The 25775-nt window shown below is 69.8% G+C and carries 19 protein-coding genes; 13 read left to right on the top strand and 6 right to left on the bottom strand.

Going from position 1 to position 25775, the window contains the following annotated elements; translation table 11 throughout:
• Position 1: 1 nt before the first annotated feature.
• The 3 genes from OHU89_RS19390 to OHU89_RS19400 form a co-directional block, all read right to left on the bottom strand.
• Complete coding sequence (locus tag OHU89_RS19390) at positions 2–1159, bottom strand: acyl-CoA dehydrogenase family protein (RefSeq protein ID WP_405644538.1); 1158 nt, start codon at positions 1157–1159, stop codon at positions 2–4.
• 178 nt (positions 1160–1337) lie between these two features.
• A complete protein-coding gene (locus tag OHU89_RS19395; protein ID WP_405644540.1) occupies positions 1338–2804 on the bottom strand; it encodes a helix-turn-helix domain-containing protein in 1467 nt (488 codons plus the stop codon).
• A 273-nt stretch (positions 2805–3077) separates the two neighbouring features.
• Positions 3078–3674: a TetR/AcrR family transcriptional regulator gene (locus OHU89_RS19400; RefSeq protein WP_405644542.1), complete on the bottom strand. Its 597-nt coding sequence runs from the start codon at positions 3672–3674 to the stop codon at positions 3078–3080.
• A gap of 86 nt (positions 3675–3760) precedes the next feature.
• Here OHU89_RS19400 and OHU89_RS19405 point away from each other — a divergent pair, with 86 nt between their 5' ends.
• Genes OHU89_RS19405 through OHU89_RS19420 form a run of 4 tightly spaced genes read left to right on the top strand, consistent with a single transcriptional unit; the run spans position 3761 to position 9415 of the window.
• Positions 3761–5377 (top strand): carboxyl transferase domain-containing protein, encoded by a 1617-nt coding sequence (locus tag OHU89_RS19405; protein ID WP_267015811.1) that lies wholly within the window; start codon positions 3761–3763, stop codon positions 5375–5377.
• 14 nt (positions 5378–5391) lie between these two features.
• Entirely contained in the window at positions 5392–7308 is a 1917-nt protein-coding gene (locus OHU89_RS19410; protein ID WP_405644544.1) for an acetyl/propionyl/methylcrotonyl-CoA carboxylase subunit alpha, read from the top strand.
• Positions 7305–8249, top strand: coding sequence for a hydroxymethylglutaryl-CoA lyase (locus OHU89_RS19415; RefSeq protein ID WP_405644546.1), 945 nt, complete (start codon positions 7305–7307; stop codon positions 8247–8249). The genes OHU89_RS19410 and OHU89_RS19415 overlap by 4 nt, the downstream gene beginning before the upstream one ends.
• Positions 8250–8254: 5 nt before the next feature.
• On the top strand, positions 8255–9415 hold the full coding sequence (locus tag OHU89_RS19420; RefSeq protein WP_267015809.1) for an acyl-CoA dehydrogenase family protein: 1161 nt from the start codon (positions 8255–8257) through the stop codon (positions 9413–9415).
• Between the two features lie 37 nt (positions 9416–9452).
• Here the strand turns inward: OHU89_RS19420 and OHU89_RS19425 are convergent, their stop codons facing one another.
• The gene (locus OHU89_RS19425; protein ID WP_405644548.1) at positions 9453–11381 is read right to left on the bottom strand and encodes a glycosyltransferase family 2 protein; all 1929 of its coding nucleotides are present in this window, start codon (positions 11379–11381) and stop codon (positions 9453–9455) included.
• A gap of 275 nt (positions 11382–11656) precedes the next feature.
• On the opposite strand from OHU89_RS19425, the gene OHU89_RS19430 reads away from it, so the two are divergent.
• The 6 genes from OHU89_RS19430 (at position 11657) to OHU89_RS19455 (ending at position 18992) form a co-directional block, all read left to right on the top strand.
• Positions 11657–12706, top strand: a complete 1050-nt coding sequence (locus OHU89_RS19430; RefSeq protein ID WP_327717261.1) for an ABC transporter substrate-binding protein — start codon at positions 11657–11659, stop codon at positions 12704–12706.
• A gap of 132 nt (positions 12707–12838) precedes the next feature.
• The gene (locus OHU89_RS19435) at positions 12839–13732 is read left to right on the top strand and encodes a siderophore-interacting protein (protein ID WP_405644550.1); all 894 of its coding nucleotides are present in this window, start codon (positions 12839–12841) and stop codon (positions 13730–13732) included.
• 227 nt (positions 13733–13959) lie between these two features.
• Entirely contained in the window at positions 13960–15402 is a 1443-nt protein-coding gene (gene desA / locus OHU89_RS19440; protein ID WP_405644551.1) for a lysine decarboxylase DesA, read from the top strand.
• Complete coding sequence (locus tag OHU89_RS19445; protein WP_405644553.1) at positions 15386–16663, top strand: lysine N(6)-hydroxylase/L-ornithine N(5)-oxygenase family protein; 1278 nt, start codon at positions 15386–15388, stop codon at positions 16661–16663. Before desA ends, OHU89_RS19445 begins: the two co-directional genes overlap by 17 nt.
• The gene (locus OHU89_RS19450) at positions 16660–17223 is read left to right on the top strand and encodes a GNAT family N-acetyltransferase (RefSeq protein ID WP_405644555.1); all 564 of its coding nucleotides are present in this window, start codon (positions 16660–16662) and stop codon (positions 17221–17223) included. Before OHU89_RS19445 ends, OHU89_RS19450 begins: the two co-directional genes overlap by 4 nt.
• The gene (locus OHU89_RS19455) at positions 17220–18992 is read left to right on the top strand and encodes an IucA/IucC family protein (RefSeq protein WP_405644557.1); all 1773 of its coding nucleotides are present in this window, start codon (positions 17220–17222) and stop codon (positions 18990–18992) included. Before OHU89_RS19450 ends, OHU89_RS19455 begins: the two co-directional genes overlap by 4 nt.
• Before the next feature lie 75 nt (positions 18993–19067).
• On the opposite strand, the gene OHU89_RS19460 is transcribed toward OHU89_RS19455, so the two are convergent.
• Positions 19068–20651 (bottom strand): beta-N-acetylhexosaminidase, encoded by a 1584-nt coding sequence (locus OHU89_RS19460; protein WP_405644559.1) that lies wholly within the window; start codon positions 20649–20651, stop codon positions 19068–19070.
• A 173-nt stretch (positions 20652–20824) separates the two neighbouring features.
• On the opposite strand from OHU89_RS19460, the gene OHU89_RS19465 reads away from it, so the two are divergent.
• Positions 20825–21718, top strand: a complete 894-nt coding sequence (locus OHU89_RS19465) for a DUF4429 domain-containing protein (RefSeq protein ID WP_405644561.1) — start codon at positions 20825–20827, stop codon at positions 21716–21718.
• 29 nt (positions 21719–21747) lie between these two features.
• Here the strand turns inward: OHU89_RS19465 and OHU89_RS19470 are convergent, their stop codons facing one another.
• The gene (locus OHU89_RS19470; protein ID WP_405654564.1) at positions 21748–23316 is read right to left on the bottom strand and encodes a purple acid phosphatase family protein; all 1569 of its coding nucleotides are present in this window, start codon (positions 23314–23316) and stop codon (positions 21748–21750) included.
• 174 nt (positions 23317–23490) lie between these two features.
• Between OHU89_RS19470 and OHU89_RS19475 the strand changes: the two genes are divergently transcribed.
• Together OHU89_RS19475 and glmS are read left to right on the top strand one after the other, a co-directional pair.
• Entirely contained in the window at positions 23491–23748 is a 258-nt protein-coding gene (locus OHU89_RS19475; protein WP_266892021.1) for a hypothetical protein, read from the top strand.
• 41 nt (positions 23749–23789) lie between these two features.
• The gene (gene glmS, locus OHU89_RS19480; RefSeq protein ID WP_405644563.1) at positions 23790–25607 is read left to right on the top strand and encodes a glutamine--fructose-6-phosphate transaminase (isomerizing); all 1818 of its coding nucleotides are present in this window, start codon (positions 23790–23792) and stop codon (positions 25605–25607) included.
• Positions 25608–25775 lie beyond the last annotated feature (168 nt).

Consider the following 25775-nt stretch of genomic DNA (forward strand, 5'->3'; position numbering starts at 1 on the left):
CTTACAGGCCCATGTCCTTGGCGATGATCGTCTTCATGATCTCGCTGGTGCCGCCGTAGATGCGGTTGACGCGGTTGTCCGCGTACAGGCGGGCGATCGGGTACTCGTTCATGAAGCCGTAGCCGCCGTGCAGCTGGAGGCAGCGGTCGATCACACGGTGGGCGACCTCGGTGGCGAACAGCTTGGCGCTGGCGGCCTCGGCGGGGGTCAGCTCGCCCGCGTCCAGGGCCTCCAGGGCGCGGTCCACGACGGCCTCGGCCGCGTCCACCTCGGCCTGGCAGGCGGCCAGCTCGAACTTGGTGTTCTGGAACGAGGCGACCGGCTTGCCGAAGACGGTGCGCTCCTGGACGTACTCCTTGGCGAACCGGACGGCGGCCTTGGCCTGCGCGTAGGCGCCGAAGGCGATGCCCCAGCGCTCGGAGGCCAGGTTGTGACCGAGGTAGTAGAAGCCCTTGTTCTCCTCGCCGAGGAGGTCCTCGACGGGGACCTTCACGTCGACGAACGCCAGCTCGGCGGTGTCGGAGGTCTTCAGGCCGAGCTTGTCGAGCTTGCGGCCGATGGAGTAGCCCTCGGACTTGGTGTCCACGGCGAAGAGCGAGATGCCGTGGCGGCGGTCCTCGGCCGTGGGCGCGGAGGTACGGGCGCAGACGATCACGCGGTCGGCGTGCACGCCACCGGTGATGAAGGTCTTGGAGCCGTTGAGGACGTAGTGCGTGCCGTCCTCGCTGAGCTTGGCGGTGGTCTTCATGCCCGCGAGGTCGGAGCCGGTGCCCGGCTCGGTCATCGCGAGGGCCCACATCTCCTCGGCGGAGACGAACTTCGGCAGGAAGCGCTTCTTCTGCTCGTCGGTGGCGAGCATCTTGATGTACGGCAGTCCGAGCAGGACGTGCACGCCGGAGCCGCCGAACTGCACACCCGCGCGCGCGGTCTCCTCGTACATCACCGCCTCGAACTTGTACGAGTCGATGCCGGCGCCGCCGAACTCATCGTCGACGCGGATACCGAAGACGCCGAGCTCGGCGAGCTTGTAGTAGAAGTCGCGCGGCGCCTGGCCGGCTGCGAACCACTCGTCGTAGACGGGAACGACCTCGGCCTCGATGAAGGCCCGCAGGGTCTCCCGGAACGCCTCGTGATCCTCGTTGAACACCGTACGGCGCACCGCCGGCCCCTCTCTGCGCCTAAACCGGCGCCGCTCTCGCGGATGTGGTTGCTCGCCGTGGGGGTGCCTCAATTATTGGTTGCGGACTCCCGTGGCTAAGCGCTTGCTCAGACCTAACGGTACCGGCCAGTAGCGAGAGGCGCCAGAGGCGCACTCCCGTAACGCTCGTCACGCCGGCTCAGCGGTACCGGACGAGCAGTGGCTCTTCGGTGAGCCGTACGGCGTCCTCGGGGCCGGTCTCGCGGGTGGTGCCGTCGAGGTGTTCGACGCGGTACGCGCCCGCGCCCGCCGGGACGGTCGCCGTGCCGGACAGGGTCCAGCGGATGCGGACGGGACCGGGGGTCAGGGCCTCGCACTGCCAGACGTTCTCGGGCAGCCCGATCTCCGGGCCGCGACCGCAGGAGCGGATCTCGGCGTGGGCGAGCCACCGCTGGAGCCGTTCGACATGGCGGCCGGCCTTGGTGGGGGCCTGGCCCTCGGCCTGGACGACAAGGGGGATCTTGCTGTTCCCCCAGGCGTAGAAGTACATCCGCTCCACGATCCTGGAGTACAGCCCCGTCAGATAGAAGCGGACCGCGTGGTTCGCCGCGGTGTCCGGGTCCAGCGGGTCGTTCAGCTGGATCATCTGCGTGGTCCCCGTGCTCCACAGCGGCAGGTGGTACCCCGCGAGCTGGAAGGTCCGTTCGACCTTCCGCACGATCTCCAGCATGGTCTCCGGCGGATCGGTGACGCCGCGCTGGAAGAGGTTGACGGCCGCCGCGTCGCAGTACTGGTAGGCGCCCGCCTCGGCGAAGCGGAGCAGGTACGCGTGCGACGCGTCGTCCCACAGGTCGGTGACCGAGGGACAGACCACGGTCGCGTCCGGGCGGTGCCGCCGGATGATGCGGCTCGCGCGCCGCGTCATCTCGACGAGCGTCTCCACGCTGCCGTTGTAGTGGTGCCCGTGGTTGGCCGTGATCCACGGCTCGTACGCGTCGATACGGTGACCCGCGTGCCGCACCACGGCGTGGACGAAGGCGTCCCAGTCGGCCAGGTCGTCCGGCGGGGCGGCCCGGCAGTCCTCCCGGTACGCGGCCTTGCGGCCGTCGGGGGCGGCCCAGCCGGGCGTGCCGCCGAAGACGAAGGTCACCGGCAGGCCCTGCCGTTCGGCGCCGTCGAGCAGCCGGTCGAGGGTGGAGAAGTCGAACACGCCCCGCGCGGACTCCAGTTGGGACCAGCGGGTCTCGCTGTCCCACAACCGCACCGCGCCCACCCGGAACGACGGCATGACCCCGCTGAAACTGTTCATCGTCACACCGAACATCTCGGGGGCGACCGGCAACGGCGCCTGGGCCCAGCTCTCCGCCCCGGCCGGCGCGACGGACACGGCGGACGCGGCGGGCACGGCCGCGGGGAGACCGGAATCCGCCCCCTGCTCCGTCGCCGCCTCCCAGTACCGCAGCAGGTCGATGAGCTCGGCGGGCTCCGCCCCGCACTCCTTGGCGAACCGCAGGACGATGTCGTAGTCCCCCGGCACCCCCAGGCCGGTGCAGTACCGGTGCAGGGTGGAGCCGCTGATGAAGACCCGCTGTCCCAGCGCCCGGTAGCCGAGCCCGCTGCGGTCCTTCAGAGCTCGCAGCGCGGTGGCCAACTCCCGTCCGCTCATGGCACCCACCCCCGTGACGGCCTGTTCCACCCTCCCAGGCTTGTCCCGAGACGTCTGCGTCATTCCTGGTCATCGGTGTGACGGATGTCCCACGCCGAGACGGGACGTGCTCCCCCTGGCCATCGGGGCGGCCGACTCGGCACCATGATCACACCGGGTCGACGAGGAGGGGATGCCGGTCCGGCTCTGCTTCACCGACCGGGTCGTGGCCGTTCACGCGACGACCTGTCCCGTCGGCGGAGGGCGAGCCACCCATCGCCCCCCGCCGGCGGGTCACTCCGTCCCCGCCGCCTCGAACGCCCCCCTGGCCATGCGGTGCAGCAGCTCGGCCATGGCACCGCGGCCCGGCAGGGACCCCGGGCGGCCGAGATGCGGGGTCGAGTTCAGCAGACCGAACACCGAGTGCACCGCCGAGCGGGCCGTGGGTTCCGTCAGGACCGGGTACACCTCGCGCACCACCTCCACCCACAGCTCGACGTACTGCCGCTGAAGCTGGCGTACGAGCTTGCGGTCGCTGTCCCTCAGCCGGTCCAGCTCCCGGTCGTGGAGCGTGATCAGGGGCCGGTCGTCCAGGGCGAAGTCGATGTGACCCTCGACCAGCGAGTCGAGGACGTCCTCCGCCGAGCCCCCGTCGACCTCCGCCAGCCGGTGCCTCGCCCCCCTGAGCAGCTGCTCGCTGATCCCCACCAGCAGCTCGGCGAGCATCGCGTCCTTGCCCGGGAAGTGGCGGTACAGCCCGGGTCCGCTGATGCCGACCGCGGCGCCTATCTCGTCCACGCCGACGCCGTGGAAACCACGCTCGGCGAAGAGTCGGGCGGCTTCCTTGAGGATCTGCTCGCGGCGGGTGGGGGCGTCGGTTCTGGTGGCCATGGAGGCAATTCTAGACAGGGAGGTTAGCGCTCGTTAACCTGAAGGACATACGTTAACGCTCATTAACAAGGTGAGGGGATCGCGGGATGCATCAGGCACCGGAGCTTCACAGCGCGGCGGACCCCGCGTCGGAGGCCTGGCGGGCCAATGAGCGGGGCCACCGAAAGCTCGTCGAGGAGCTGCGCGACAAGCTCGCCGCCGCCCGGCTCGGCGGCGGCGAGAAGGCACGTGCCCGGCACACCGCGCGCGGCAAGCTGCTGCCGCGGGACCGGGTCGACCACCTCCTCGATCCCGGTTCCCCCTTCCTGGAGCTCGCCCCCCTCGCCGCCGACGGGATGTACGAGGGCCAGGCCCCGGCCGCCGGTGTCATCGCCGGGATCGGACGGGTCAGCGGGCGCGAGTGCGTGATCGTCGCCAATGACGCGACCGTCAAGGGCGGCACGTACTACCCGATGACCGTGAAGAAGCATCTGCGGGCCCAGGAGGTCGCCCTCGAGAACCGGCTCCCCTGTCTCTATCTCGTGGACTCCGGGGGCGCCTTCCTGCCGATGCAGGACGAGGTCTTCCCGGACCGTGAGCACTTCGGGCGGATCTTCTTCAACCAGGCCCGGATGTCCGGCGCGGGCATTCCGCAGATCGCCGCCGTCCTCGGGTCCTGCACCGCCGGCGGGGCGTACGTGCCCGCCATGAGCGACGAGGCGGTCATCGTCCGGAACCAGGGGACGATCTTCCTCGGCGGACCTCCGCTGGTGAAGGCCGCCACCGGTGAGGTCGTCACCGCCGAGGAGCTGGGCGGCGGCGAGGTGCACTCCCGGATCTCCGGTGTCACCGACCACCTCGCCGAAGATGACGCCCACGCCCTGCGCATCGTGCGGAACATCGCCGCGACCCTGCCCCCGCGCGGGCCGATGCCCTGGTCCGTGGAGCCGGCGGAGGAACCCAAGGCCGACCCGTACGGGCTGTACGGCGCCGTCCCCGTCGACTCCCGCACCCCCTACGACGTCCGCGAGATCATCGCCCGCGTCACCGACGGCTCCCGCTTCTCGGAGTTCAAGGCCGAGTTCGGGCAGACCCTCGTCACCGGGTTCGCCCGGATCCACGGCCACCCGGTCGGCATCGTCGCCAACAACGGCATCCTCTTCTCCGAGTCCGCCCAGAAGGGCGCCCACTTCATCGAGCTGTGCGACCAGCGCGGCATCCCGCTGCTCTTCCTCCAGAACATCTCCGGCTTCATGGTCGGCAAGGACTACGAGGCGGGCGGCATCGCCAAGCACGGCGCCAAGATGGTCACCGCCGTCGCCTGCACGCGCGTGCCCAAGCTGACCGTCGTCGTCGGCGGGTCGTACGGCGCCGGCAACTACTCCATGTGCGGCCGGGCCTACTCCCCCCGCTTCCTGTGGATGTGGCCCAACGCCAAGATCTCGGTCATGGGCGGCGAGCAGGCCGCGTCGGTCCTCGCGACCGTCAAGCGGGACCAGCTGGAGGCGCGCGGCGAGGAATGGGCCGCCGCGGAGGAAGAGACCTTCAAGGACCCGATCCGTGCGCAGTACGAGCGTCAGGGGAACGCTTACTACGCGACGGCCCGCCTGTGGGACGACGGGGTCATCGATCCCCTGGAGACCCGTCAGGTGCTGGGACTGGCCCTGACCGCCTGCGCCAACGCGCCGCTGGGTGATCCCCAGTTCGGCGTCTTCCGGATGTGAGGGACTCCAAGACGATGTTCGACACAGTGCTTGTCGCCAACCGGGGCGAGATCGCGGTCCGCGTCATCCGCACCCTGCGCTCGATGGGGGTGCGGAGCGTCGCCGTCTTCTCCGACGCGGACGCCGACGCCCGGCACGTCCGGGAGGCCGACACCGCCGTACGGATCGGTCCGGCCCCGGCGTCCGAGAGCTATCTCTCCGTCGAGCGGCTGCTGGAGGCGGCCGCCCGGACCGGCGCCCAGGCCGTGCACCCCGGGTACGGCTTCCTCGCGGAGAACGCCGCCTTCGCGCGCGCCTGCGCCGACGCGGGGCTGGTCTTCATCGGGCCGCCCGCCGACGCCATCGCCCTCATGGGCGACAAGATCCGCGCCAAGGAGACGGTCGAGGCGGCGGGCGTCCCCGTGGTCCCCGGCGGCCGTGACCCCGAACTGGCGGAAGCCGCCCGCGCCCTGGGCGCCCCGGTCCTGCTGAAGCCCTCCGCCGGCGGTGGCGGCAAGGGTATGCGCCTGGTCCGCGACCTCGACCTCCTGGACGACGAGATCGCCGCCGCCCGCCGCGAGGCCCGCACCTCCTTCGGCGATGACACCCTCCTGGTCGAGCGGTGGGTCGACCGGCCCCGGCACATCGAGATCCAGGTCCTGGCGGACGGCCACGGCAACGTCGTCCACCTCGGCGAACGCGAGTGCTCCCTCCAGCGCCGCCACCAGAAGATCATCGAGGAGGCGCCCTCCGTCCTCCTGGACGAGAAAACCCGCGCCGCGATGGGCGAGGCGGCGGTGCAGGCGGCCCGCTCCTGCGGCTACCGGGGCGCGGGCACGGTGGAGTTCATCGTGCCGGGCGGCGATCCCTCGTCGTACTACTTCATGGAGATGAACACCCGCCTCCAGGTGGAGCACCCGGTGACCGAGCTCATCACCGGCCTCGACCTGGTGGAGTGGCAGCTGCGGGTCGCGGCGGGCGAACCACTCCCCTACGAGCAGGACGACATCACGCTCACCGGGCACGCCATCGAGGCACGTATCTGCGCGGAGGACCCCTCCCGCGGGTTCCTCCCCTCCGGCGGCACGGTCCTCAGGCTGTCCGAGCCGCAGGGCGACGGCGTCCGCACCGACTCCGGGCTCAGCGAGGGCACCGAGGTCGGCAGCCTGTACGACCCGATGCTGAGCAAGGTGATCGCGTACGGCCCCGACCGCGCGACCGCGATCCGCAAGCTCCGGGCCGCCCTCGCCGGGACGGTCACGCTGGGCGTGCAGACGAACGCCGGGTTCCTTCGGCGGCTGCTGGGCCATCCGGCGGTCGTGGCGGGCGAGTTGGACACCGGGTTGGTGGAGCGGGAGGTGGCGGGGCTCGTCGCGGTCGACGTGCCGGAGGAGGTGTACGAGGCGGCGGCGGCGGTACGGCTGGACGCCCTGCGCCCGCGGGGCGACGGCTGGACGGACCCGTTCTCGGTGCCGAGCGGCTGGCGCCTGGGCGGGACCCCGAAGCCCGTCGGTTTCCATCTGCGGGTGCAGGACCCGGTGGAGTACGCCCCGCGCGGAACCGCCACCGTCACGGAGGACCGGGTCTGCGTCACCCTCGACGGCGTACGCCACACCTTCCACCGGGCCGCCGACTGGGTGGGCCGCGACGGCGACGCCTGGCATGTGCGCGACCACGACCCGGTGGCCGCCTCGCTCACCGGGTCCGCGCACGCGGGCGCCGACTCGCTCACCGCGCCCATGCCGGGGACGGTGACGGTGGTGAAGGTCGCCGTGGGGGACGAAGTGACCGCGGGCCAGAGCCTGTTGGTGGTGGAGGCGATGAAGATGGAGCACGTCATCTCCGCCCCGCACGCCGGCACGGTCGCCGAACTGGACGTGGCACCGGGCTCGACGGTCGCCATGGACCAGGTGCTCGCAGTGATCGCACCTCACGAGGAGGCGACGGAATGACACACCCCCTGGCACTGCCCATGGTCGTACCGGAGAAGGGCCTGCCCGCCCGGGTCCGCATCCACGAGGTCGGCGCGCGCGACGGCCTGCAGAACGAGAAGGGCACCGTCCCGACGCAGGTCAAGGCGGAGTTCATCCGCCGCCTCGCCGACGCGGGCCTGACGACGATCGAGGCCACCAGCTTCGTCCACCCGAAGTGGGTGCCCCAACTGGCCGACGCCGAGGAGCTGTTCCCGCAGATCGCCGGCCTCCCGGTGGACCTCCCGGTCCTGGTGCCGAACGAACGCGGCCTGGACCGCGCCCTGGCACTGAAGGCGACCCGTGTCGCCGTCTTCGCGAGCGCCAGCGAGTCCTTCGCCAAGGCCAACCTCAACCGCACGATGGACGCGGCGCTGGCGATGTTCGCGCCGGTGGTGACCCGGGCGAAGGAGGCCGGCGTCCATGTCCGCGGCTATCTGTCGATGTGCTTCGGCGACCCGTGGGAGGGCCCGGTCCCCGTACCGCAGGTGGTGGACGTCTGCCGGACGCTGCTGGACATGGGCTGCGACGAGCTGAGCCTGGGCGACACGATCGGCGTGGCGACGCCGGGCCACGTCCGGGCCCTGCTGACCGAACTGACCGGCCACGGCGTCCCCGTGGAGCTGCTGGGCGTGCACTTCCACGACACCTACGGCCAGGCCCTCGCCAACACCTACGCCGCGCTCCAGCACGGCGTCACCACGGTCGACGCCTCCGCGGGCGGCCTCGGCGGCTGCCCGTACGCCAAGTCGGCCACCGGCAACCTCGCCACCGAAGACCTCGTGTGGATGCTGCGGGGACTCGGCATCGACACCGGAGTCGACCTCGACCGTCTCGTCGCCACCAGCGTCTGGATGGCCGAACAACTGGGCCGACCCAGCCCGTCCCGCACCGTACGAGCCCTGTCCCACAAGGAGCAGTGACCGCAATGGACCACCGACTCTCCCCCGAACTCGAAGAACTCCGCCGTACGGTCGAGGCGTTCGCGCACGACGTCGTGGCGCCGAAGATCGGCGAGTACTACGAGCACCACGAGTTCCCGTACGAGATCGTCCGCGAGATGGGCCGCATGGGCCTGTTCGGCCTGCCCTTCCCGGAGGAGTACGGCGGCATGGGCGGCGACTACCTGGCGCTGGGCGTGGTGTTGGAGGAACTGGCCCGGGTCGACTCCTCGGTCGCCATCACCCTGGAGGCGGGGGTGTCGCTGGGCGCCATGCCGCTCCACCTCTACGGAACCGAGGCACAGAAGCAGGAGTGGCTCCCCCGGCTCTGCTCGGGCGAGATCCTGGGCGCGTTCGGCCTGACGGAGCCGGACGGCGGCAGTGACGCGGGGGCGACGCGTACGACGGCCCGGCTGGACCCGGAGACGGACGAGTGGGTGATCAACGGCACGAAGTGCTTCATCACCAACTCGGGCACGGACATCACGGGTCTGGTGACCGTGACGGCGGTGACGGGCCGCAAGCCGGACGGCAAGCCGCTGATCTCCTCGATCATCGTCCCGTCGGGCACCCCCGGCTTCACGGTGGCGGCCCCCTACTCCAAGGTCGGCTGGAACGCCTCGGACACGCGTGAGCTGTCCTTCGCGGACGTCCGGGTCCCCGCGGCGAACCTCCTGGGCGAACAGGGCCGTGGGTACGCCCAGTTCCTGCGCATCCTCGACGAGGGCCGCATCGCGATCGCGGCGCTGGCGACGGGGCTGGCGCAGGGCTGTGTGGACGAGTCGGTGAAGTACGCGAAGGAGCGGCACGCCTTCGGCCGGCCGATCGGTGCGAACCAGGCCATCCAGTTCAAGATCGCCGACATGGAGATGAAGGCCCACACGGCCCGCCTCGCCTGGCGCGACGCGGCCTCCCGCCTGGTCTCGGGCGAGCCCTTCAAGAAGGAGGCGGCCCTCGCGAAGCTCTACTCGTCGACGATCGCGGTGGACAACGCCCGGGACGCCACGCAGGTCCATGGCGGCTACGGCTTCATGAACGAATACCCGGTGGCCCGCATGTGGCGGGACTCCAAGATCCTGGAGATCGGGGAGGGCACGAGCGAGGTGCAGCGCATGCTGATCGCGCGGGAGTTGGGGCTGGTCGGCTGAGCGCGGGCCGACCCGCCGAGGGCGGGTCGGCACTGCACTACCTGCCCAGGCGCCGCCGCACCCGCCGGACCTGACGGTGGTCGCCGACCGCGTCCAGGAACCGGCGGCCCCTGCCGGCCTCGTGGGCCGGGCCCTCCAGCCGCAGCAGGGTGCCGTCGCGGACCTCGGCGTACGCGACCGGGGTGTCCGCCTTCGGGAGGGTGACCGGGTGGCGTCCGTCCGGGAGCTTGCTGAGGCTTGCGGGCAGGCGCAGCCGTGCCGTTCCGTCGGCGCCGGGGAGCAGTTCGGCCGCGATCGTCAGGGTGGACACGGTGACCTCGACGGGCATCGGGTCGCCGGGCGCCGCCACCATGTACGGCAGTCCGAGCGACCGCCGGGCGCGCGCGGGGTTCGCGGCGACGAGGTCCGCCGTGTCGGGACCGAGCCGGCGCTGGCGCTGGTCCACGTCCAGGGCGAGTTGACCCCTGACCGTCCAGTACGGGAGGGACAGGCGCCCGCCGGTCAACGCCGGCCCCACGGCCGGGACGCCCGGCTCGCCGTCCCCGGTGACGCGCAGTATCCGCTCGACGCCCAGCAGCTGGACGTACGCCCACACGTCGTGGACCCCGCGCTGCAGCGGCCGGCCGCCGGCCAGCCGCTCCGGGTCGAGGCGCAGCCGCCCGGACGCGACAAGCTGGAACCGCCCCTTTCCGAGAGGCTTCAGCCGCACCTCCAGTTCGCCCTCCGGGTACCACCAGTCCTCACGGTCCCGGTCCTTGACGACCAGTTCCGCGTACGCCAGCCGGAAGGGGTCGCGGACCTCCCAGCCGTCCTGCGTTCCCGGGACGCCGTCGAGCAGCGTGGGGTCCAGCCACCGCTTCCCGTCCCGCTCGACGAGGACGAGCGGCTCGCCGTCGCCGCGCAGCAGATCGAGGGTGACGTCGCCGACGAGGCGGCCGTCCTCCCACCGCAGTCCACCGACGCGGCTGCGGGCCCTGATGTCGCGGATCCGCTCGGCGAGGGCCTGCGCCCCGGCGAAGTCACCGCCCTCGAGCAGCTCGGCCCGCAGCCGGGACACGGCAGGCAGGCCTTCCCGCACGGCCGCCGGGAACTCCGCCAGCGCCAGCTCCCGGGCCGCCTCGAACCGCTGCCGCTGCTCGGCCGGGTCCTCGCGCAGGATCTCGGGCTCACGGGCCCGGGAGAGGATCTCGATGTGGTAGAGGCGGTGCAGCAGCCGGTTCTGGAGTGCGCCGATGTCGTCGGAGGGAGTGGTCCCGTCCTTGATCTGGCGGACGACGGTGCGGCAGTTGGACCAGAATCCGTGCCGCGGGTTGAACCGGTGCCGGGTGTTGTTGCCGCCGTCGTCCCGCTTCATCCAGTAGTAGGCGGGGTAGTCGGCGAGGACCGAGATCCGCTCCGCTTTGAGATAGGCGGCGCTGACGAAGAGCAGGTCCTCCAGAATCCAGGGCCCCTCGGGGAACCGCAGTCCGTGCTCCTCGGCGAAGGCCCGCCGGAACATCTTGTGCGGCGACATGCTCTGCATGAGCTCGTCGTTCTCGATCGTGCAGGTGTCCACCGTGTGCCGGAACAGCCGCCGGGGTCGCACTATCGTGCTGGACATCTTGCCGATCACCACGTCGGCGTCGTTCCGCTTCGCGTGCTCGTACAGCCGCTCCAGGGCCTCGGGCCCGAGCGTGTCGTCGTGGTCGACGAACTGGATGTACTCACCCTTGGCATGCCGTATGCCGTGGTTGCGCGGAGCCCCCGGCCATCCCGAGTTCGGCCGGGTGTGCACCTGGACGTTCGGATGTGCGGCCGCGAGCTTCTCCAGTCGGCCCAGGGTGTCGTCCGTCGAACCGTCGTCGACGTAGATGACCTCGTACTCATCGGCGGGGAGGCTCTGTCCCAGCAGCGAGGTCGCGCACTCGTCGAGGTATTTCCCGGTGTTGTGGACAGGGACGATGACGCTGACCTTGGTTCTCAGCATTCCCCGGACTTTACTGCGGATCGGGGTTCGGCCCGTGGACGGTGGGACCGGGGAGCGGCGGCGCCTCCGGCATCGTCCTGACCCGGAGTCAAAGTCGCCCAACAGGCATTGATTTCAAGGGGGTTGGGTCGCACGAACCCCGACAGCCCACACCACAGGGCCCTCACAGCTTCCGATCAAAGGGGCCCGACCCCTGGACAAGATCTGAGGTTAGGCTAACCTACATTCGAACTTGCCCGGCGGGCGATCCGCCCCGTTCGAAAGCAGCCACACACATGTCCAACGCCAGAGCCACCCACCTCACCCGCCGCGGCATCCTCGCCGCGGGCGGCGCCCTCGGACTCGGTGCCGTGCTCGCAGCCTGCGGCGACGACGACGCGAAAAGCGGTGGCTCAGACACGGAGACGACCGCCGCGAAGAAGTCCGGTCCCTGGACGTTCAAGGACGACCGTGGCACCGAGGTGAAGCTCGACAAGATCCCCGCGAACATCGTCGCGTTCACCGGTGTCGCCGCCGCGCTGTACGACTACGGCATCTCGGTCAAGGGCGTCTTCGGCCCGACCAAGACCACCGACGGCAAGGCCGACGTGCAGGCCGGCGACATGGACATCTCCAAGGTCGAGATCCTCGGCAACGTGTGGGACCAGTTCAACGTCGAGAAGTACGCCGCCCTCGCCCCGGACGTCCTCATCACCACGATGTTCGACGACGCCGGCACCCTCTGGTACGTCCCCGCGGCCTCCGCGGACAAGATCGCCAAGCTCGCCCCGAGCGTCGGCATCTCCGTCTACGACCGCCAGATCACCGAGCCGCTGCAGCGCGTGTGGGAGCTCGCGGAGTCGCTGGGCGCCGACATGACGGCCGCCTCCGTCACCGACGCCAAGAAGAAGTTCGAGGCCGCGGCCACCCGGCTGCGCGCCGCCGCGAAGGCGAAGCCCGAGATCAAGGTGCTGGCCGGTTCCGCCAGCCAGGACATCTTCTACGTCTCCGGCACCAACCTCTCCATCGACCTGGAGTACTTCAAGGCCCTCGGCGTGAACTTCGTCGAGCCCTCGGAGAAGGCCAAGGCGAAGGGTGGCGGCTGGTACGAGAGCCTGAGCTGGGAGAACGTCGACAAGTACAAGGCCGACATCATCATGATGGACGACCGGTCCGCGACGATCCAGCCGGCCGACATCACCGAGGCCACGTGGAAGAAGCTGCCTGCCGTGAAGGCGGGGCAGGTCGTCTCCCGTTCGCCCGAGCCGATCCTGTCGTACGACAAGGTCACGCCGCTGCTCGAGACCCTCGCCGAGGCTCTTGAGAACGCGAAGAAGGTCAGCTAGTAGCTGACGCCGGTGGGGAGCTGCGGGTCCGTCGTGGCTGGTCGCGCCCACGCGGCGGAGCCGCACATTGATGCAGCCCCGCGCCCCTAAAGACAGGCAAGCTCCCCTCCCCCTCGTCACAGGAGCACCCTCATGACCACGGCCGTAGCCACCCCGTTCCGTTTCTTCTCTCTCCAGGTCGTACGGACGCGGTCGCTCGGGCCGTCCCTGGTCCGGGTCACCTTCGGCGGGGACGAGTTGCGGGAGTTCTGCTCCGACGGGTGCGACCAGTCGCTGTCGTTGTTCCTGCCGCACCCGGGGCAGACCGAGCCCGCGGTGCCGATCGAGCTCGGTGACAGCTGGTGGCAGGCGTGGCGTGAACTCCCCGACAACGTACGGGCCGTGATGCGGTCGTACACACTTCGCCAGTTGAGGCGCGACCCCGACGAGATCGACATCGACTTCGTCCTGCACGGCGTCGAGCCCGACGCGGCCACCCCGGCCGGGCCCGCCTCCCGCTGGGCCGCCCGGGCCGCCGCCGGTGACCGCGTCCTGCTGCTCGGCCCCGCCGTCGCCGACAACCGGGCGATCCGGTTCCGACCCGCCGAGGACACCGACCTGGTCGTCATCTGGGGTGACGAGACCGCCGTACCCGCCGCCTCCGCGATCGTCGAGTCGCTGCCCGCCGGTACCCGGGCCCGGGTCTGGCTGGAGGTGCAGCACGCCGGGGACGTCCAGGACCTGGTGACCGAGGCCGACGCCGAGGTCACCTGGCTCGTGCGGGACCACCAGGAGCTTGGCGCCGAGATCCCCCACCGCCTTAAGGGCGTGGGAGGTGCCCCCACCCCCATGGCCCTCGGCGCCATCCGCGACGCCCAACTCCCGCCTGCCGAGCGCCCCTACGTCTGGATCGCCGGCGAGTCCAGCCACATCAAGGCGCTGCGCCGGCACTTCGTGGGCGAGCGGGGCATCGACCGCCGCAGCGTCACCTTCGTCGGCTACTGGCGCCAGGGGCTGACCGAGGAGCAGCTCCGCGCCGCGGAGTAACCCGCCGAGCGACACCCACCGCTGTACGCCCGACTCCCCTGCGTACGGCGGTGACTGCTGTGCCGGCAGGGCCGACTGCGGCCGGAGTGACCGTAGTCACGGCTGATGCCGCGTTTACCTTGAGTTACTTAGGTTAGGCTAACCTAAGTAACGCGAAGCGAGATCGAGAATCGCGTCCCCACCCCCGTCCGACCCGCACGGACTGCTCCCCCCGGAGGACCCCCACCATGCGCTCGCACCTGCTCAATGACACGACCGCGGAGCAGTACCGCCGCTCCGTGACCGAAGGAGTAGAGCGGGTGGCAGCCAAACTCGCCGCCACCGACCGTCCGTTCACGGGTGTCACCGTCGACGCCCTCGCCCCGACGATCGACGCGATCGACCTCGACAAGCCGCTGCTCGACACCGCCGCGGCCCTCGACGAGCTGGAGGACGTCTACCTCCGCGACGCGGTCTACTTCCACCACCCGCGCTACCTCGCCCACCTCAACTGCCCGGTCGTCATACCGGCGGTGCTCGGCGAGGCGATCCTCTCCGCGGTCAACTCCTCCCTGGACACCTGGGACCAGTCGGCCGGCGGCACCCTCATCGAGCGCAAACTGATCGACTGGACGAACGCACGGATCGGCCTCGGACCGAACGCCGACGGCGTGTTCACCTCCGGCGGCTCCCAGTCCAACCTCCAGGCCCTGCTCCTCGCCCGCGAGGAGGCCAAGACGGACTCCTTCGCGAAACTGCGTATCTTCGCCTCCGAGGTCAGCCACTTCAGCGTGAAGAAGTCCGCGAAACTGCTGGGCCTCGACCAGGACGCCGTGGTCACCATCCCGGTCGACCAGAACAAGGGCCTGCAGACCGTCGCGCTCGCCCACGAGCTGGAGCGCTGCAAGGCGGACGGCCTCGTCCCCATGGCCGTCGTCGCCACCGCCGGCACCACCGACTTCGGCTCCATCGACCCGCTGCCCGAGATCGCCGAGCTGTGCGAGCAGTACAGCACCTGGATGCACGTCGACGCCGCCTACGGCTGCGGACTGCTCGCCTCGGTGAAGCACCGCGGCCGCATCGACGGCATCGAGCGCGCCGACTCGGTCACCGTCGACTACCACAAGTCCTTCTTCCAGCCGGTGAGTTCGTCCGCCGTGCTGGTCCGGGACGCGGCCACCCTGCGCCACGCGACCTACCACGCGGAGTATCTGAACCCCCGCCGTATGGTCACCGAGCGCATCCCCAACCAGGTCGACAAGTCCCTGCAGACCACCCGTCGCTTCGACGCCCTCAAGCTGTGGATGACCCTGCGGGTGATGGGCGCCGACGGTATCGGGCAGCTCTTCGACGAGGTGTGCGACCTGGCCGTCGAGGGCTGGCAGCTCCTCGCCGCCGACCCGCGCTACGACGTGGTCGTCCAGCCCACGCTCTCCACCCTCGTCTTCCGCTACATCCCCGCCGCCGTGACCGACCCGGCCGAGATCGACCGCGCCAACCTGTACGCCCGCAAGGCCCTGTTCGCCTCCGGGGACGCGGTGGTCGCGGGCACCAAGGTCCAGGGCCGCCACTACCTGAAGTTCACCCTGCTCAACCCCGAGACGACGACCGACGACATCGCCGCCGTCCTCGACCTGATAGCCGGCCACGCCGAGCAGTACCTGGGAGAGTCCCTTGACCGCGCGTCCTGAAAACCCGACAAAAACCCATGACTTCGTGGGCATCGGGCTCGGCCCGTTCAACCTCGGCCTCGCCTGTCTGACCGAGCCCATCGACGAACTCGACGGTGTCTTCCTGGAATCGAAGCCCGACTTCGAGTGGCACGCCGGCATGTTCCTCGAAGGCGCCCACCTCCAGACGCCGTTCATGTCGGACCTGGTGACGCTGGCGGACCCGACCTCGCCGTACTCCTTCCTGAACTACCTGAAGGAGAAGGGCCGGCTGTACTCGTTCTACATCCGCGAGAACTTCTACCCGCTGCGCGTCGAGTACGACGACTACTGCCGCTGGGCCGCGAACAAGCTGAGCAGCGTCCGCTTCAGCACGACGGTCGCGGAGGTCACGTACGAGAACGACCTGTACGTCGTGACGACCACGGCCGGCGACACCTACCGCGCCCGCCGGCTCGTCCTCGGCACCGGCACCTCCCCGCACCACCCGCAGGCCGTCCAGGGCCTCGGCGGCGACTTCTTCCACAACTCCCGCTACATGCAGAACAAGGCGGAGCTCCAGAAGAAGGACTCGATCACGATCGTCGGCTCCGGGCAGTCCGCCGCCGAGATCTACTACGACCTCCTCGCCGAGGTCGACGTGTACGGCTACCGGCTGAACTGGGTGACGCGCTCCCCGCGCTTCTTCCCGCTCGAATACACCAAGCTCACGCTGGAGATGACCTCCCCGGAGTACATCGACTACTACCGCGAGCTGCCGGAAGCCACCCGCTACCGGCTCACGGCCCAGCAGAAGGGCCTGTTCAAGGGCATCGACGGCGATCTCATCAACGAGATCTTCGACCTGCTCTACCAGAAGAACCTCGGCGGGCCCGTCCCCACACGGCTGCTCACCAACTCCTCGCTGAACAGCGCGGAGTACGAGAACGGCACGTACACCCTCTCCTTCCGCCAGGAGGAGCAGGAGAAGGACTACGACCTGCAGACGCAGGGCCTGGTCCTGGCCACCGGCTACAAGTACGCCGAGCCGGAGTTCCTGACGCCCGTCAAGGACCGGCTGCGCTACGACACGCAGGGCAACTTCGACGTCGCCCGCAACTACTCGATCGACACCACGGGCCGCGGCGTCTTCCTGCAGAACGCCGGTGTGCACACCCACAGCATCACCTCGCCCGACCTGGGCATGGGTGCGTACCGCAACGCCTACATCATCCGTGAGCTGCTCGGCACCGAGTACTACCCGGTCGAGAAGACCATCGCGTTCCAGGAGTTCTCCGTATGACCACCCCCCACACCTTCGCCTTCCGCCCGCTCGACCCGCTCAAGGACGCCGAGCTGCTGCACAGCTGGGTCACCCACCCCAAGGCCGCGTTCTGGATGATGCAGGACGCGAAACTGGAGGACGTCGAGCGCGCGTACATGGAGATAGCCGCCGACGAGCACCACCACGCGCTGCTGGGCCTCGACGCGTACGGCGTCCCCGCCTTCCTCATGGAGAGGTACGACCCCGCCCACCGCGAACTGGTCGGCCTGTACGACCCGCGGCCGGGCGACGTCGGCATGCACTTCCTGACTCCCGCGACCGACACCCCCGTGCGCGGCTTCACCCGGTCCGTCATCACGGCGGTCATGGCGCACCTCTTCGAGGACCCTGCCGTGGAACGTGTCGTCGTCGAGCCGGACGTCTCCAACACGGCCGTCCACGCCCTCAACGAGGCCGTCGGGTTCGTGCCCGAGCGCGAGATCCGGAAGCCGGAGAAAATGGCGTTGCTGAGCTTCTGCACCCGGGAGCAATTCTTTGAAATCCAGCGCAGCCTCGCGGCGACGGCGGTGACGGCATGACGCTCGCCGACGCGGTCGCCCACCTCTCCCCCGAGCGCTGGGAGCAGGCCAACCGCCTCCTCATCCGCAAAGCCCTCGCCGAGTTCGCCCACGAGCGGCTCATCACGCCGGAGGCCACCGCCGACGGCCGCTTCGAGGTCCGCAGCGACGACGGTCTGACCCGCTACGGGTTCACCGCCACGCGCCGCGCCCTCGACCACTGGCAGGTCGACGCCGACTCGATCTCCCGTCACCGAGACGGCGTCGACCGCCCCCTCGCCGCGCTGGCCTTCTTCATCGAGCTGAAGAAGGCGCTGGGCCTGAGCGACGAGATCCTGCCGGTCTACCTGGAGGAGATCTCCTCCACCCTCTCCGGCACCTGCTACAAGCTCACCAAGCCGCAGCTCCCGGTCGCCGAGCTCGTCCGCTCGGACTTCCAGGCCATCGAGACCGGCATGACCGAGGGTCACCCCTGCTTCGTCGCCAACAACGGACGGCTCGGCTTCGGCATCCACGAGTACCTGTCGTACGCCCCGGAGACGGCGAGCCCGGTCCGTCTGGTGTGGCTGGCCGCGCACCGCTCGCGCGCCGCGTTCACGGCCGGTGTCGGGATCGAGTACGAGTCCTTCGTACGGGACGAGTTGGGCGCGGAGACCGTCGAGCGCTTCCACGAGACGCTCACCGCCGAGGGCCTCGACCCGGCCGACTACCTCTTCATCCCCGTCCACCCCTGGCAGTGGTGGAACAAGCTCTCCGTCACCTTCGCCGCCGAGATCGCCCGCCGGCACCTGGTCTGCCTCGGTGAGGGCGACGACGAGTACCTGGCCCAGCAGTCCATCCGGACCTTCTTCAACACCTCGCACCCCGAGAAGCACTACGTGAAGACGGCCCTGTCCGTCATCAACATGGGCTTCATGCGCGGACTCTCGGCCGCGTACATGGAGGCGACCCCGGCGATCAACGACTGGCTCGCCCAACTCATCGACAACGACCCGGTGTTGAAGTCGACGGGCCTGTCGGTCATCCGCGAGCGCGCGGCCGTCGGCTACCGGCACCTGGAGTACGAGGCGGCGACCGACCGCTACTCGCCGTACCGCAAGATGCTGGCGGCACTGTGGCGGGAGAGCCCGGTGGGCTCCCTCCAGGACGGCGAGTCGCTGGCGACGATGGCCTCCCTCGTCCACGTCGACCACGAGGGGAAGTCGTTCGCCGGCGCCCTGATCGAGCAGTCGGGCCTGGCGCCCACGGAGTGGCTGCGCCGCTATCTGACGGCGTACTTCACCCCGCTGCTGCACAGCTTCTACGCCTACGACCTGGTCTACATGCCGCACGGCGAGAACGTGATCCTCGTCCTGAAGGACGGCGCCGTGGAGCGCGCGATCTACAAGGACATCGCCGAGGAGATCGCGGTCATGGACGTCGACGCGGTGCTGCCGCCGACGGTCGAGCGACTGCGCGTGGACGTGCCGGAGGAGAAGAAGCTCCTCTCGATCTTCACGGACGTCTTCGACTGCTTCTTCCGCTTCCTCGCCGCGAACCTCGCCGCCGAGGGAATCGTGGAGGAGGACGACTTCTGGCGGACGGTCGCGGACATCACCCGCGAGTACCAGGCCTCGCTGCCCGAACTCGCCGACAAGTTCCGGCAGTACGACATGTTCGCCCCGGAGTTCGCGCTGTCCTGCCTCAACCGGCTCCAGCTGCGCAACAACAAGCAGATGGTGGACCTGGCCGACCCGGCGGGCGCACTGCAGCTCGTCGGCAACCTGAAGAACCCGATCGCCGGGTTCTGACCCGGAGACAGACGGGCGCCCGGGGTACGGTCCCCCGGGCGCCCGTCCGCATGTCCGGTGGCCTGTCGCGCCCCTTCAGTCAGCGGAGCGCCAGGGCACTTGGGGCGAGCGGTAGTAGTCGATCCCCAGTGCCTCCCACCGCGGCCCCTGCGCCGCGAGCCGCACCTTGTACCGGTCCCAGTCATGCGTGGCCGCCGGCGACCACCCCAGCTCCGCCGCGCCCGCCAGCCTCGGGAAGGCCATGTACTCGATGTCCGCGGACTTCGTGAGCGTCTCCGTCCACATCGGTGCCTCGACCCCGCGGATCGCCGAAGCGGGCACACCCGGAAGGTAGGTGCCGGGATCCCAGTCGTACGACCGCTTCACCTCGACCAGACCGGCCCAGTCCAGCCCCAGCGGAGTGTCCGCCGTGTACTTCATGTCGAGGTAGATCCGGTCGGCGGGCGACAGCACGATCCCGGTCCCGTTGCGCGCGGCCGCCGCGACCTGCTCCTTCTCCCCGGCGCTCGTGCCGTCGAGCCCCCAGTACTGAGCCACCGCCCCCTTCGCGGGCGTCGCCCCGGTCAGCTGATGCCAGCCCACCACGGTCTTCCCGTACTCGGCGACGACCGGCTGCACCCGGTCCATGAACTTCGCATAGTCCTCGTGACTCGTGGAGTGCGCCTCGTCCCCGCCGATGTGCAGATACCCGCCCGGCGTGAGCGCGGCGAGCTCCCGGATGACGTCGTCCACGAAGTCGTACGTGATCTCCTTCGACACGCACAGCGAGCTGAAGCCGACCTCGGTGCCGGTGTACAACGGCGGCGCCACGCCGTCGCAGTTGAGCTCGGCGTAGGAGGCGAGGGCCGCGTTGGTGTGGCCCGGCATGTCGATCTCGGGGACGACCTCCAGATAGCGGGAGGCGGCGTACCGGACGATCTCCTGGTAGTCGGCCTTGGTGTAGTGACCGCCGGGGCCGCCGCCGACCTGTGTGGAGCCGCCGTACGGGGCGAGGCGCGGCCAGGAGTCGATGGCGATCCGCCAGCCCTGGTCGTCGCTCAGGTGCAGATGCAGCTTGTTGACCTTGTACAGGGCGAGTTGGTCGACGTACCGCTTGACCTGGTCGACGGTGAAGAAGTGCCGGGACACGTCCAGCATCGCGCCGCGCCAGCCGTAGCGCGGGGTGTCCTTGATCGTGCCGCCCGCGACAAGCCATGGGCCCGGCTGCACCGAGTCCTTCTCGACGGCGGCCGGGAGGAGCTGGCGCAGGGTCTGGACGCCGTGGAAGAGGCCCGCGGGCTGGGCGGCGGTGATGGTGACACCCTTGGCACCGCTGTCGAGGCGATAGCCCTCGGCACCGAACGGCCCCTTGGCCAGGCGCAGTTGGATGCCGCCCTTGCCCTGGGAGGTGACCGGCAGCGGATAGCCGGTCGAGGGGCGCAGGACGTCCGCGACGTACTCGCCGATACGGCGGACCGCACGGGAGTCGTCGACGCGGATGCGGGTGGCGCGGGTGATGCGGTACGGCGATCCGCCCGGCTCGACCGAGGCGGGCGCCGGGACGACCTCACCGAGCCGTCGTGTGTCGGCCTCGGACTCCGAAGGCGGCACGGGGGTCGCCCCCACGGCGAAGGAACCGGCCGCCGCGACCAGCAGCAGCGAGCCGAGCAGTCGGGTCACACGGGGAGTCGGTCTGTGGTGCGGTCTCACATCTAGCTCCCTCCAGCCCTGAAATTGGTAGAGACCACTCTGCGGGGGCAGTGGTCCGGGAGTCCACCCCTCTGCCTCGCCGGCCACACAGGCACACAGGTCCGTCACAGGGAGTACCACTACTGGAATGCCAGACTTTGCCCATGGCGGAAATCATCCAGAAGGACGGCACCTGGACCTTCGACGGCGACGCCCTGCGGCTGACCCCGGGGCGCGACAAGAACGTCAGTCTGTTCCGCAAGACCTTGGGTGAACTGGTCGTCCCGCTGGGCGCGTTGGCAGGCGTCTCGTTCGAGCAGGGCCGCAAGGCCGGGCGGCTCAGGTTACGGCTGCGCGACGGCGCCGACCCGCTGCTGCACGCCACCGGCGGCCGGCTGACCGAGCCCAACGACCCGTACCAGCTGTTCGTCGAGTCCGACCGCTACGGCGTCGCCGAGTACTTCGTGGACGAGGTCAGGAACGCCCTGCTGCTCGACCAGGTCCCGTCCGCGCCGGTCGCCGGGTATCTGCTGCCGGGCCCGGCCGTCCCGCTGTCCGTGTCCGCCGGGGACGGCACCGCCAGCTTCGACGGCGAGCGCGTCCGGCTGGAGTGGAACTGGAAGACGGAGGACGCCAAGGCCGCCGCCGGCATCCGCACCCTCGCCGTCACCGACCTCGACGCGGTGGAGTGGATCCCGGCGGTCGGCCTGGAGAACGGCTGTCTCCGCTTCAGCGTGAGGAACGCCCCCACCAAGGCGCCCCCGAAGTACGACCCCAATTCGGTGGAGCTGTGGGGCTTCAAGAAGGACCCGCTGATGGCCCTGGTCGCGGCGGCCGTCCAGGCCCGGCTTCCTCACCCGGCCAGGGCGGCCCCCACGGACGTACGGGACGCACGCGAGGGACGACCGGAACTGCCCTCCGGTCCGGTCGCGTCCACCGAGGACGGCCACGACGCCCTCCTGCGCCGTCTGCGCGAGCTCGGCGAGCTGCGCCGCACGGGTGTGCTGACGGACGAGGAGTTCACGCTGGCCAAACAGGCGGTCCTCAAGCGGATGTGATCCCCACGGGCTCCACGGCCCCCCCGGGGCTACTTGGCCTTGCGGGCCACCGTGAAGCGGTCGACCTCCTCGCCCGTCTCGGCGATGCCGCGCACCGTCAGCGTGGCCGTCCGGCCCTTGGCCGCGGGCGTGACGTCGACCCGCAGGAACGAGTAGTCGAGGTAGCGCACCCGGGACCAGGTGACGGCCTCGTTCTGCTTGCCGTCCTTGGTGTTGATGAACGAGGCGACGGACTCGACCTCGTTCTCATGCCCCTCGTAGGACTCCGCCGCGCTGAACGCATACAGGCTGCGGCCCGCCGCACCCGCCGTCACGTACACCACGCCCTCGCTCTCGGGGTACGCCGTGCCGCCGATCGGCAGCTTCTTGGCGACCTCGCCCGCCTTGATGACGTCGGTGCGCTCGTACTGGTGGTTGTGGCCGTTGATGACCAGGTCCACGGTGTACTTCTCGAACAGCGGCACCCACTCCTGGCGCACGCCCCCCTCCGAGGCGTGCGCGGTGGAGGTGCAGTAGGCGCAGTGGTGGAAGAAGATCACGACGAAGTCGATGTCGTGCGCCGCCCGGAACTTCCTGAGCTGCGCCTCCAGCCACTTGGTCTGGGTGCCGCCGGAGAGGCCGAGGTTGGCCGGGATCTCGTACGAGATGTCGTTGGCGTCGAGCGAGATGACCGCGGTGTTGCCGTAGACGAAGGAGTAGACGCCCGGAAGGTTCTTGGCGTCGGGTCCGTTGGCGGGGAGGTTCCAGCGGGCCTCCTCGCCGCCGTAGCCGTTGGGCGAGTACCAGGCCTCCATGTCGTGGTTGCCGTACGCCGGCATCCACGGCACGGACTTGGCGACGGACTCGGTCTGGGCCAGGAACTGGTCCCACACCCGCGAGTCGAAGCCGGTGTCGGCCGTCTTGCCCTGGCCCGCCGGGTCGGCGTACGCGATGTCGCCGGCGTGCAGGTGGAAGGCCGGGTTCTGGCCGAGGAGCAGGCTGTTGTTGGCGAGGCCGTGGTAGCCGACGCCCTCGTCGCCGAAGGCGGTGAAGGTGAACGGCTTCTTGTGCGCGGGGGCGGTGGTGAAGGTGCCGAGGGTGCCCAGGAGGTGCGGCTCGGCGGGGTCGAAGCCCTGGTGGCCGACGCCGTAGTAGTACGTCCTGCCGGGCTTGAGCCGGCTCAGCTCGGCGTGCACGTAGTACTGCGTGTGGTCGCCGCTCGCGCCGACGCCGGCCGGTGTGTAGAGCGTGCGGACCTCGGCCTCGATCTTGCGGGAGAGGTCCCAGGGGTGGGCGCCGATACGGAGGAAGGGCTTCTTGACGGCGACCGGGACCTGCCAGGAGACGGTGAGCTCGGTGCGCGGGTCGGCGCCGAAGGCGAGGTGGCGGCCGAAGGGGGCGACGAGGGAGCCGTCGACCGTCTCGGTGCGCGGCGTGGCCGAAGGGGTGGCCAGGGGCGTCGCCTGCGCGGTGGCGCCCGGCACGAACACGCCGCCCGCGACGGCGCCCAGTGTGACGGCGCCGCCTCTGATCATCGTGCGCCGGGAGAATCTGGCGCGCAGGTACTCGTGCTGCTCGGCCATGCTCATGCGCTCGGCGAGCTGCTCGGGTACGCCCATACGAGGAATGTCCATGGCTCCACAAGCTGCTGGTCGGACACATCGGCCCGGGGAACAGCCGGCCAACGGACTCCCATGGGCAACCCATAAGTGTTCTAAGTGTCCGAACAGCCTTCTGCCCGAAATCGGGCAGGATTCTTGCGAAAGCCGTGCCCGTCCTTCAGGATCTACCGGGTGCACGACGAACTTGTTGATCATCTGACGCGATCCACGCCCCTCCAGCGGGGCGAGGCGCTACGGGTGATCCAGGACGTGCTCGCCTACTTCGACGAGACGACCGAGGACTTCGTCCGTCGCCGCCACCGCGAACTCCAGGCCCAGGGTTTGGTGAACGCGCAGATCTTCGAACGGGTCGAGGCGGACCTGAAATACCGGGCGGTCGCGCCGCCGGAGCTTACGCTCAGGCAGCTGCGCCGCATCGTCTACGGCTGAGACGGCTGAGTCGCAACGGCCGAGGAACGGAATACATATATATGTGCGGAATCGTCGGATACATCGGAAAGCGTGATGTGGCCCCCCTCCTTCTGGAGGGCCTGCAGCGCCTGGAGTACCGCGGCTACGACTCGGCGGGCATCGTCGTCACGTCCCCGAAGACGGCGGGCCTGAAGATGGTCAAGGCCAAGGGCCGGGTCCGTGACCTGGAGGCCAAGGTCCCGGCGCGCTTCAAGGGCACGACCGGTATCGCCCACACCCGCTGGGCCACCCACGGCGCCCCCTCCGATGTGAACGCCCACCCGCACATGTCGGCCGACCTCAAGGTCGCCGTGGTCCACAACGGGATCATCGACAACGCCTCCGACCTGCGTCGCAAGCTGGAGGCGGACGGCGTCGAGTTCCTCTCCGAGACCGACACCGAGGTCCTCGTCCACCTCATCGCCCGCTCCCAGGCCGAGAAGCTCGAGGACAAGGTCCGCGAGACGCTGCGCGTCATCGAGGGCACGTACGGCATCGCGGTGATGCACGCCGACTTCAACGACCGCATCGTCGCCGCCCGCAACGGCTCTCCGGTGGTCCTCGGCATCGGCGAGAAGGAGATGTTCGTCGCCTCGGACATCGCCGCCCTGGTCGCCCACACGCGGCAGATAGTGACTCTCGACGACGGCGAGATGGCCACGCTCAAGGCCGACGACTTCCGCACGTACACGACGGAGGGCACCCGTACGACGTCGGAGCCCACCACCGTCGAGTGGGAGGCCGCCTCCTACGACATGGGCGGCCACGACACCTACATGCACAAGGAGATCCACGAGCAGGCCGACGCCGTGGACCGCGTCCTGCGCGGCCGCATCGACGACCGCTTCTCCACCGTGCACCTCGGCGGCCTCAACCTGGACGCCCGCGAGGCCCGTCAGATCCGCCGGGTGAAGATCCTCGGCTGCGGCACCTCGTACCACGCGGGCATGATCGGCGCCCAGATGATCGAGGAGCTGGCCCGCATCCCCGCGGACGCCGAGCCGGCCTCCGAGTTCCGCTACCGCAACGCGGTCGTGGACCCCGAGACGCTGTACGTGGCGGTCTCCCAGTCGGGCGAGACGTACGACGTCCTCGCCGCGGTCCAGGAGCTGAAGCGCAAGGGCGCGCGGGTCTTCGGCGTCGTGAACGTGGTCGGCTCGGCGATCGCCCGCGAGGCGGACGCCGGCATCTACGTCCACGCGGGCCCCGAGGTCTGCGTGGTCTCCACGAAGTGCTTCACCAACACCACGGTCGCCTTCGCCCTCCTGGCGCTCCACCTGGGCCGCACCCGTGACCTCTCGGTCCGCGACGGCAAGCGCATCATCGAGGGCCTGCGCAAGCTGCCGGAGCAGATCACCGAGATCCTCGACAACGAGGCGGAGATCAAGAAGCTGGCCGAGCAGTACGCCGACGCCCGCTCGATGCTCTTCATCGGCCGCGTCCGGGGCTACCCGGTGGCCCGTGAGGCCTCCCTGAAGCTCAAGGAGGTCTCGTACATCCACGCCGAGGCCTACCCGGCCTCCGAGCTCAAGCACGGCCCCCTGGCCCTGATCGAGCCCGCCCTCCCCACGGTCGCGATCGTCCCCGACGACGACCTCCTGGAGAAGAACCGCGCCGCCATGGAGGAGATCAAGGCCCGCAGCGGCAAGATCCTCGCGGTCGCCCACCAGGACCAGGAGAAGGCCGACCACACGATCGTCGTCCCGAAGAACGAGGACGAGCTGGACCCGATCCTCCTGGGCATCCCGCTCCAACTCCTCGCCTATCACACGGCTTTGGTGCTGGGCAGGGACATCGACAAGCCGCGCAACCTCGCAAAGTCAGTAACGGTCGAATAGTTGGCCTAAGGGGCGCGGGGCTGTGTCAATCTGCGGCTCCGCCGCGTGGGCGCGACCAGCCCCCACGCACCCGCAGCCACCGACGAAACAGAACGGACCCCCACGCGTGCCACCTGCACGTGGGGGTCCGTTCTCATGCGCCGGGGCCGCCCAATACCCCGGCGTCGG

The sequence above is a fragment of the Streptomyces sp. NBC_00019 genome (assembly GCF_045041015.1).
GTDB lineage: Bacteria > Actinomycetota > Actinomycetes > Streptomycetales > Streptomycetaceae > Streptomyces.

Coding starts and splice junctions, on each gene's coding strand:
- OHU89_RS19415 (WP_405644546.1), top strand. CDS start 7,305: ATGACACACCCCCTGGCACTGCCCATGGTCGTACCGGAGAAGGGCCTG.
- OHU89_RS19410 (WP_405644544.1), top strand. CDS start 5,392: ATGTTCGACACAGTGCTTGTCGCCAACCGGGGCGAGATCGCGGTCCGC.
- OHU89_RS19425 (WP_405644548.1), bottom strand. CDS start 11,381: ATGCTGAGAACCAAGGTCAGCGTCATCGTCCCTGTCCACAACACCGGG.
- OHU89_RS19450 (WP_405644555.1), top strand. CDS start 16,660: ATGACCACCCCCCACACCTTCGCCTTCCGCCCGCTCGACCCGCTCAAG.
- OHU89_RS19430 (WP_327717261.1), top strand. CDS start 11,657: ATGTCCAACGCCAGAGCCACCCACCTCACCCGCCGCGGCATCCTCGCC.
- OHU89_RS19405 (WP_267015811.1), top strand. CDS start 3,761: ATGCATCAGGCACCGGAGCTTCACAGCGCGGCGGACCCCGCGTCGGAG.
- OHU89_RS19435 (WP_405644550.1), top strand. CDS start 12,839: ATGACCACGGCCGTAGCCACCCCGTTCCGTTTCTTCTCTCTCCAGGTC.
- OHU89_RS19400 (WP_405644542.1), bottom strand. CDS start 3,674: ATGGCCACCAGAACCGACGCCCCCACCCGCCGCGAGCAGATCCTCAAG.
- OHU89_RS19470 (WP_405654564.1), bottom strand. CDS start 23,316: ATGGGCGTACCCGAGCAGCTCGCCGAGCGCATGAGCATGGCCGAGCAG.
- glmS (WP_405644563.1), top strand. CDS start 23,790: ATGTGCGGAATCGTCGGATACATCGGAAAGCGTGATGTGGCCCCCCTC.
- OHU89_RS19420 (WP_267015809.1), top strand. CDS start 8,255: ATGGACCACCGACTCTCCCCCGAACTCGAAGAACTCCGCCGTACGGTC.
- OHU89_RS19395 (WP_405644540.1), bottom strand. CDS start 2,804: ATGAGCGGACGGGAGTTGGCCACCGCGCTGCGAGCTCTGAAGGACCGC.
- desA (WP_405644551.1), top strand. CDS start 13,960: ATGCGCTCGCACCTGCTCAATGACACGACCGCGGAGCAGTACCGCCGC.
- OHU89_RS19455 (WP_405644557.1), top strand. CDS start 17,220: ATGACGCTCGCCGACGCGGTCGCCCACCTCTCCCCCGAGCGCTGGGAG.
- OHU89_RS19465 (WP_405644561.1), top strand. CDS start 20,825: ATGGCGGAAATCATCCAGAAGGACGGCACCTGGACCTTCGACGGCGAC.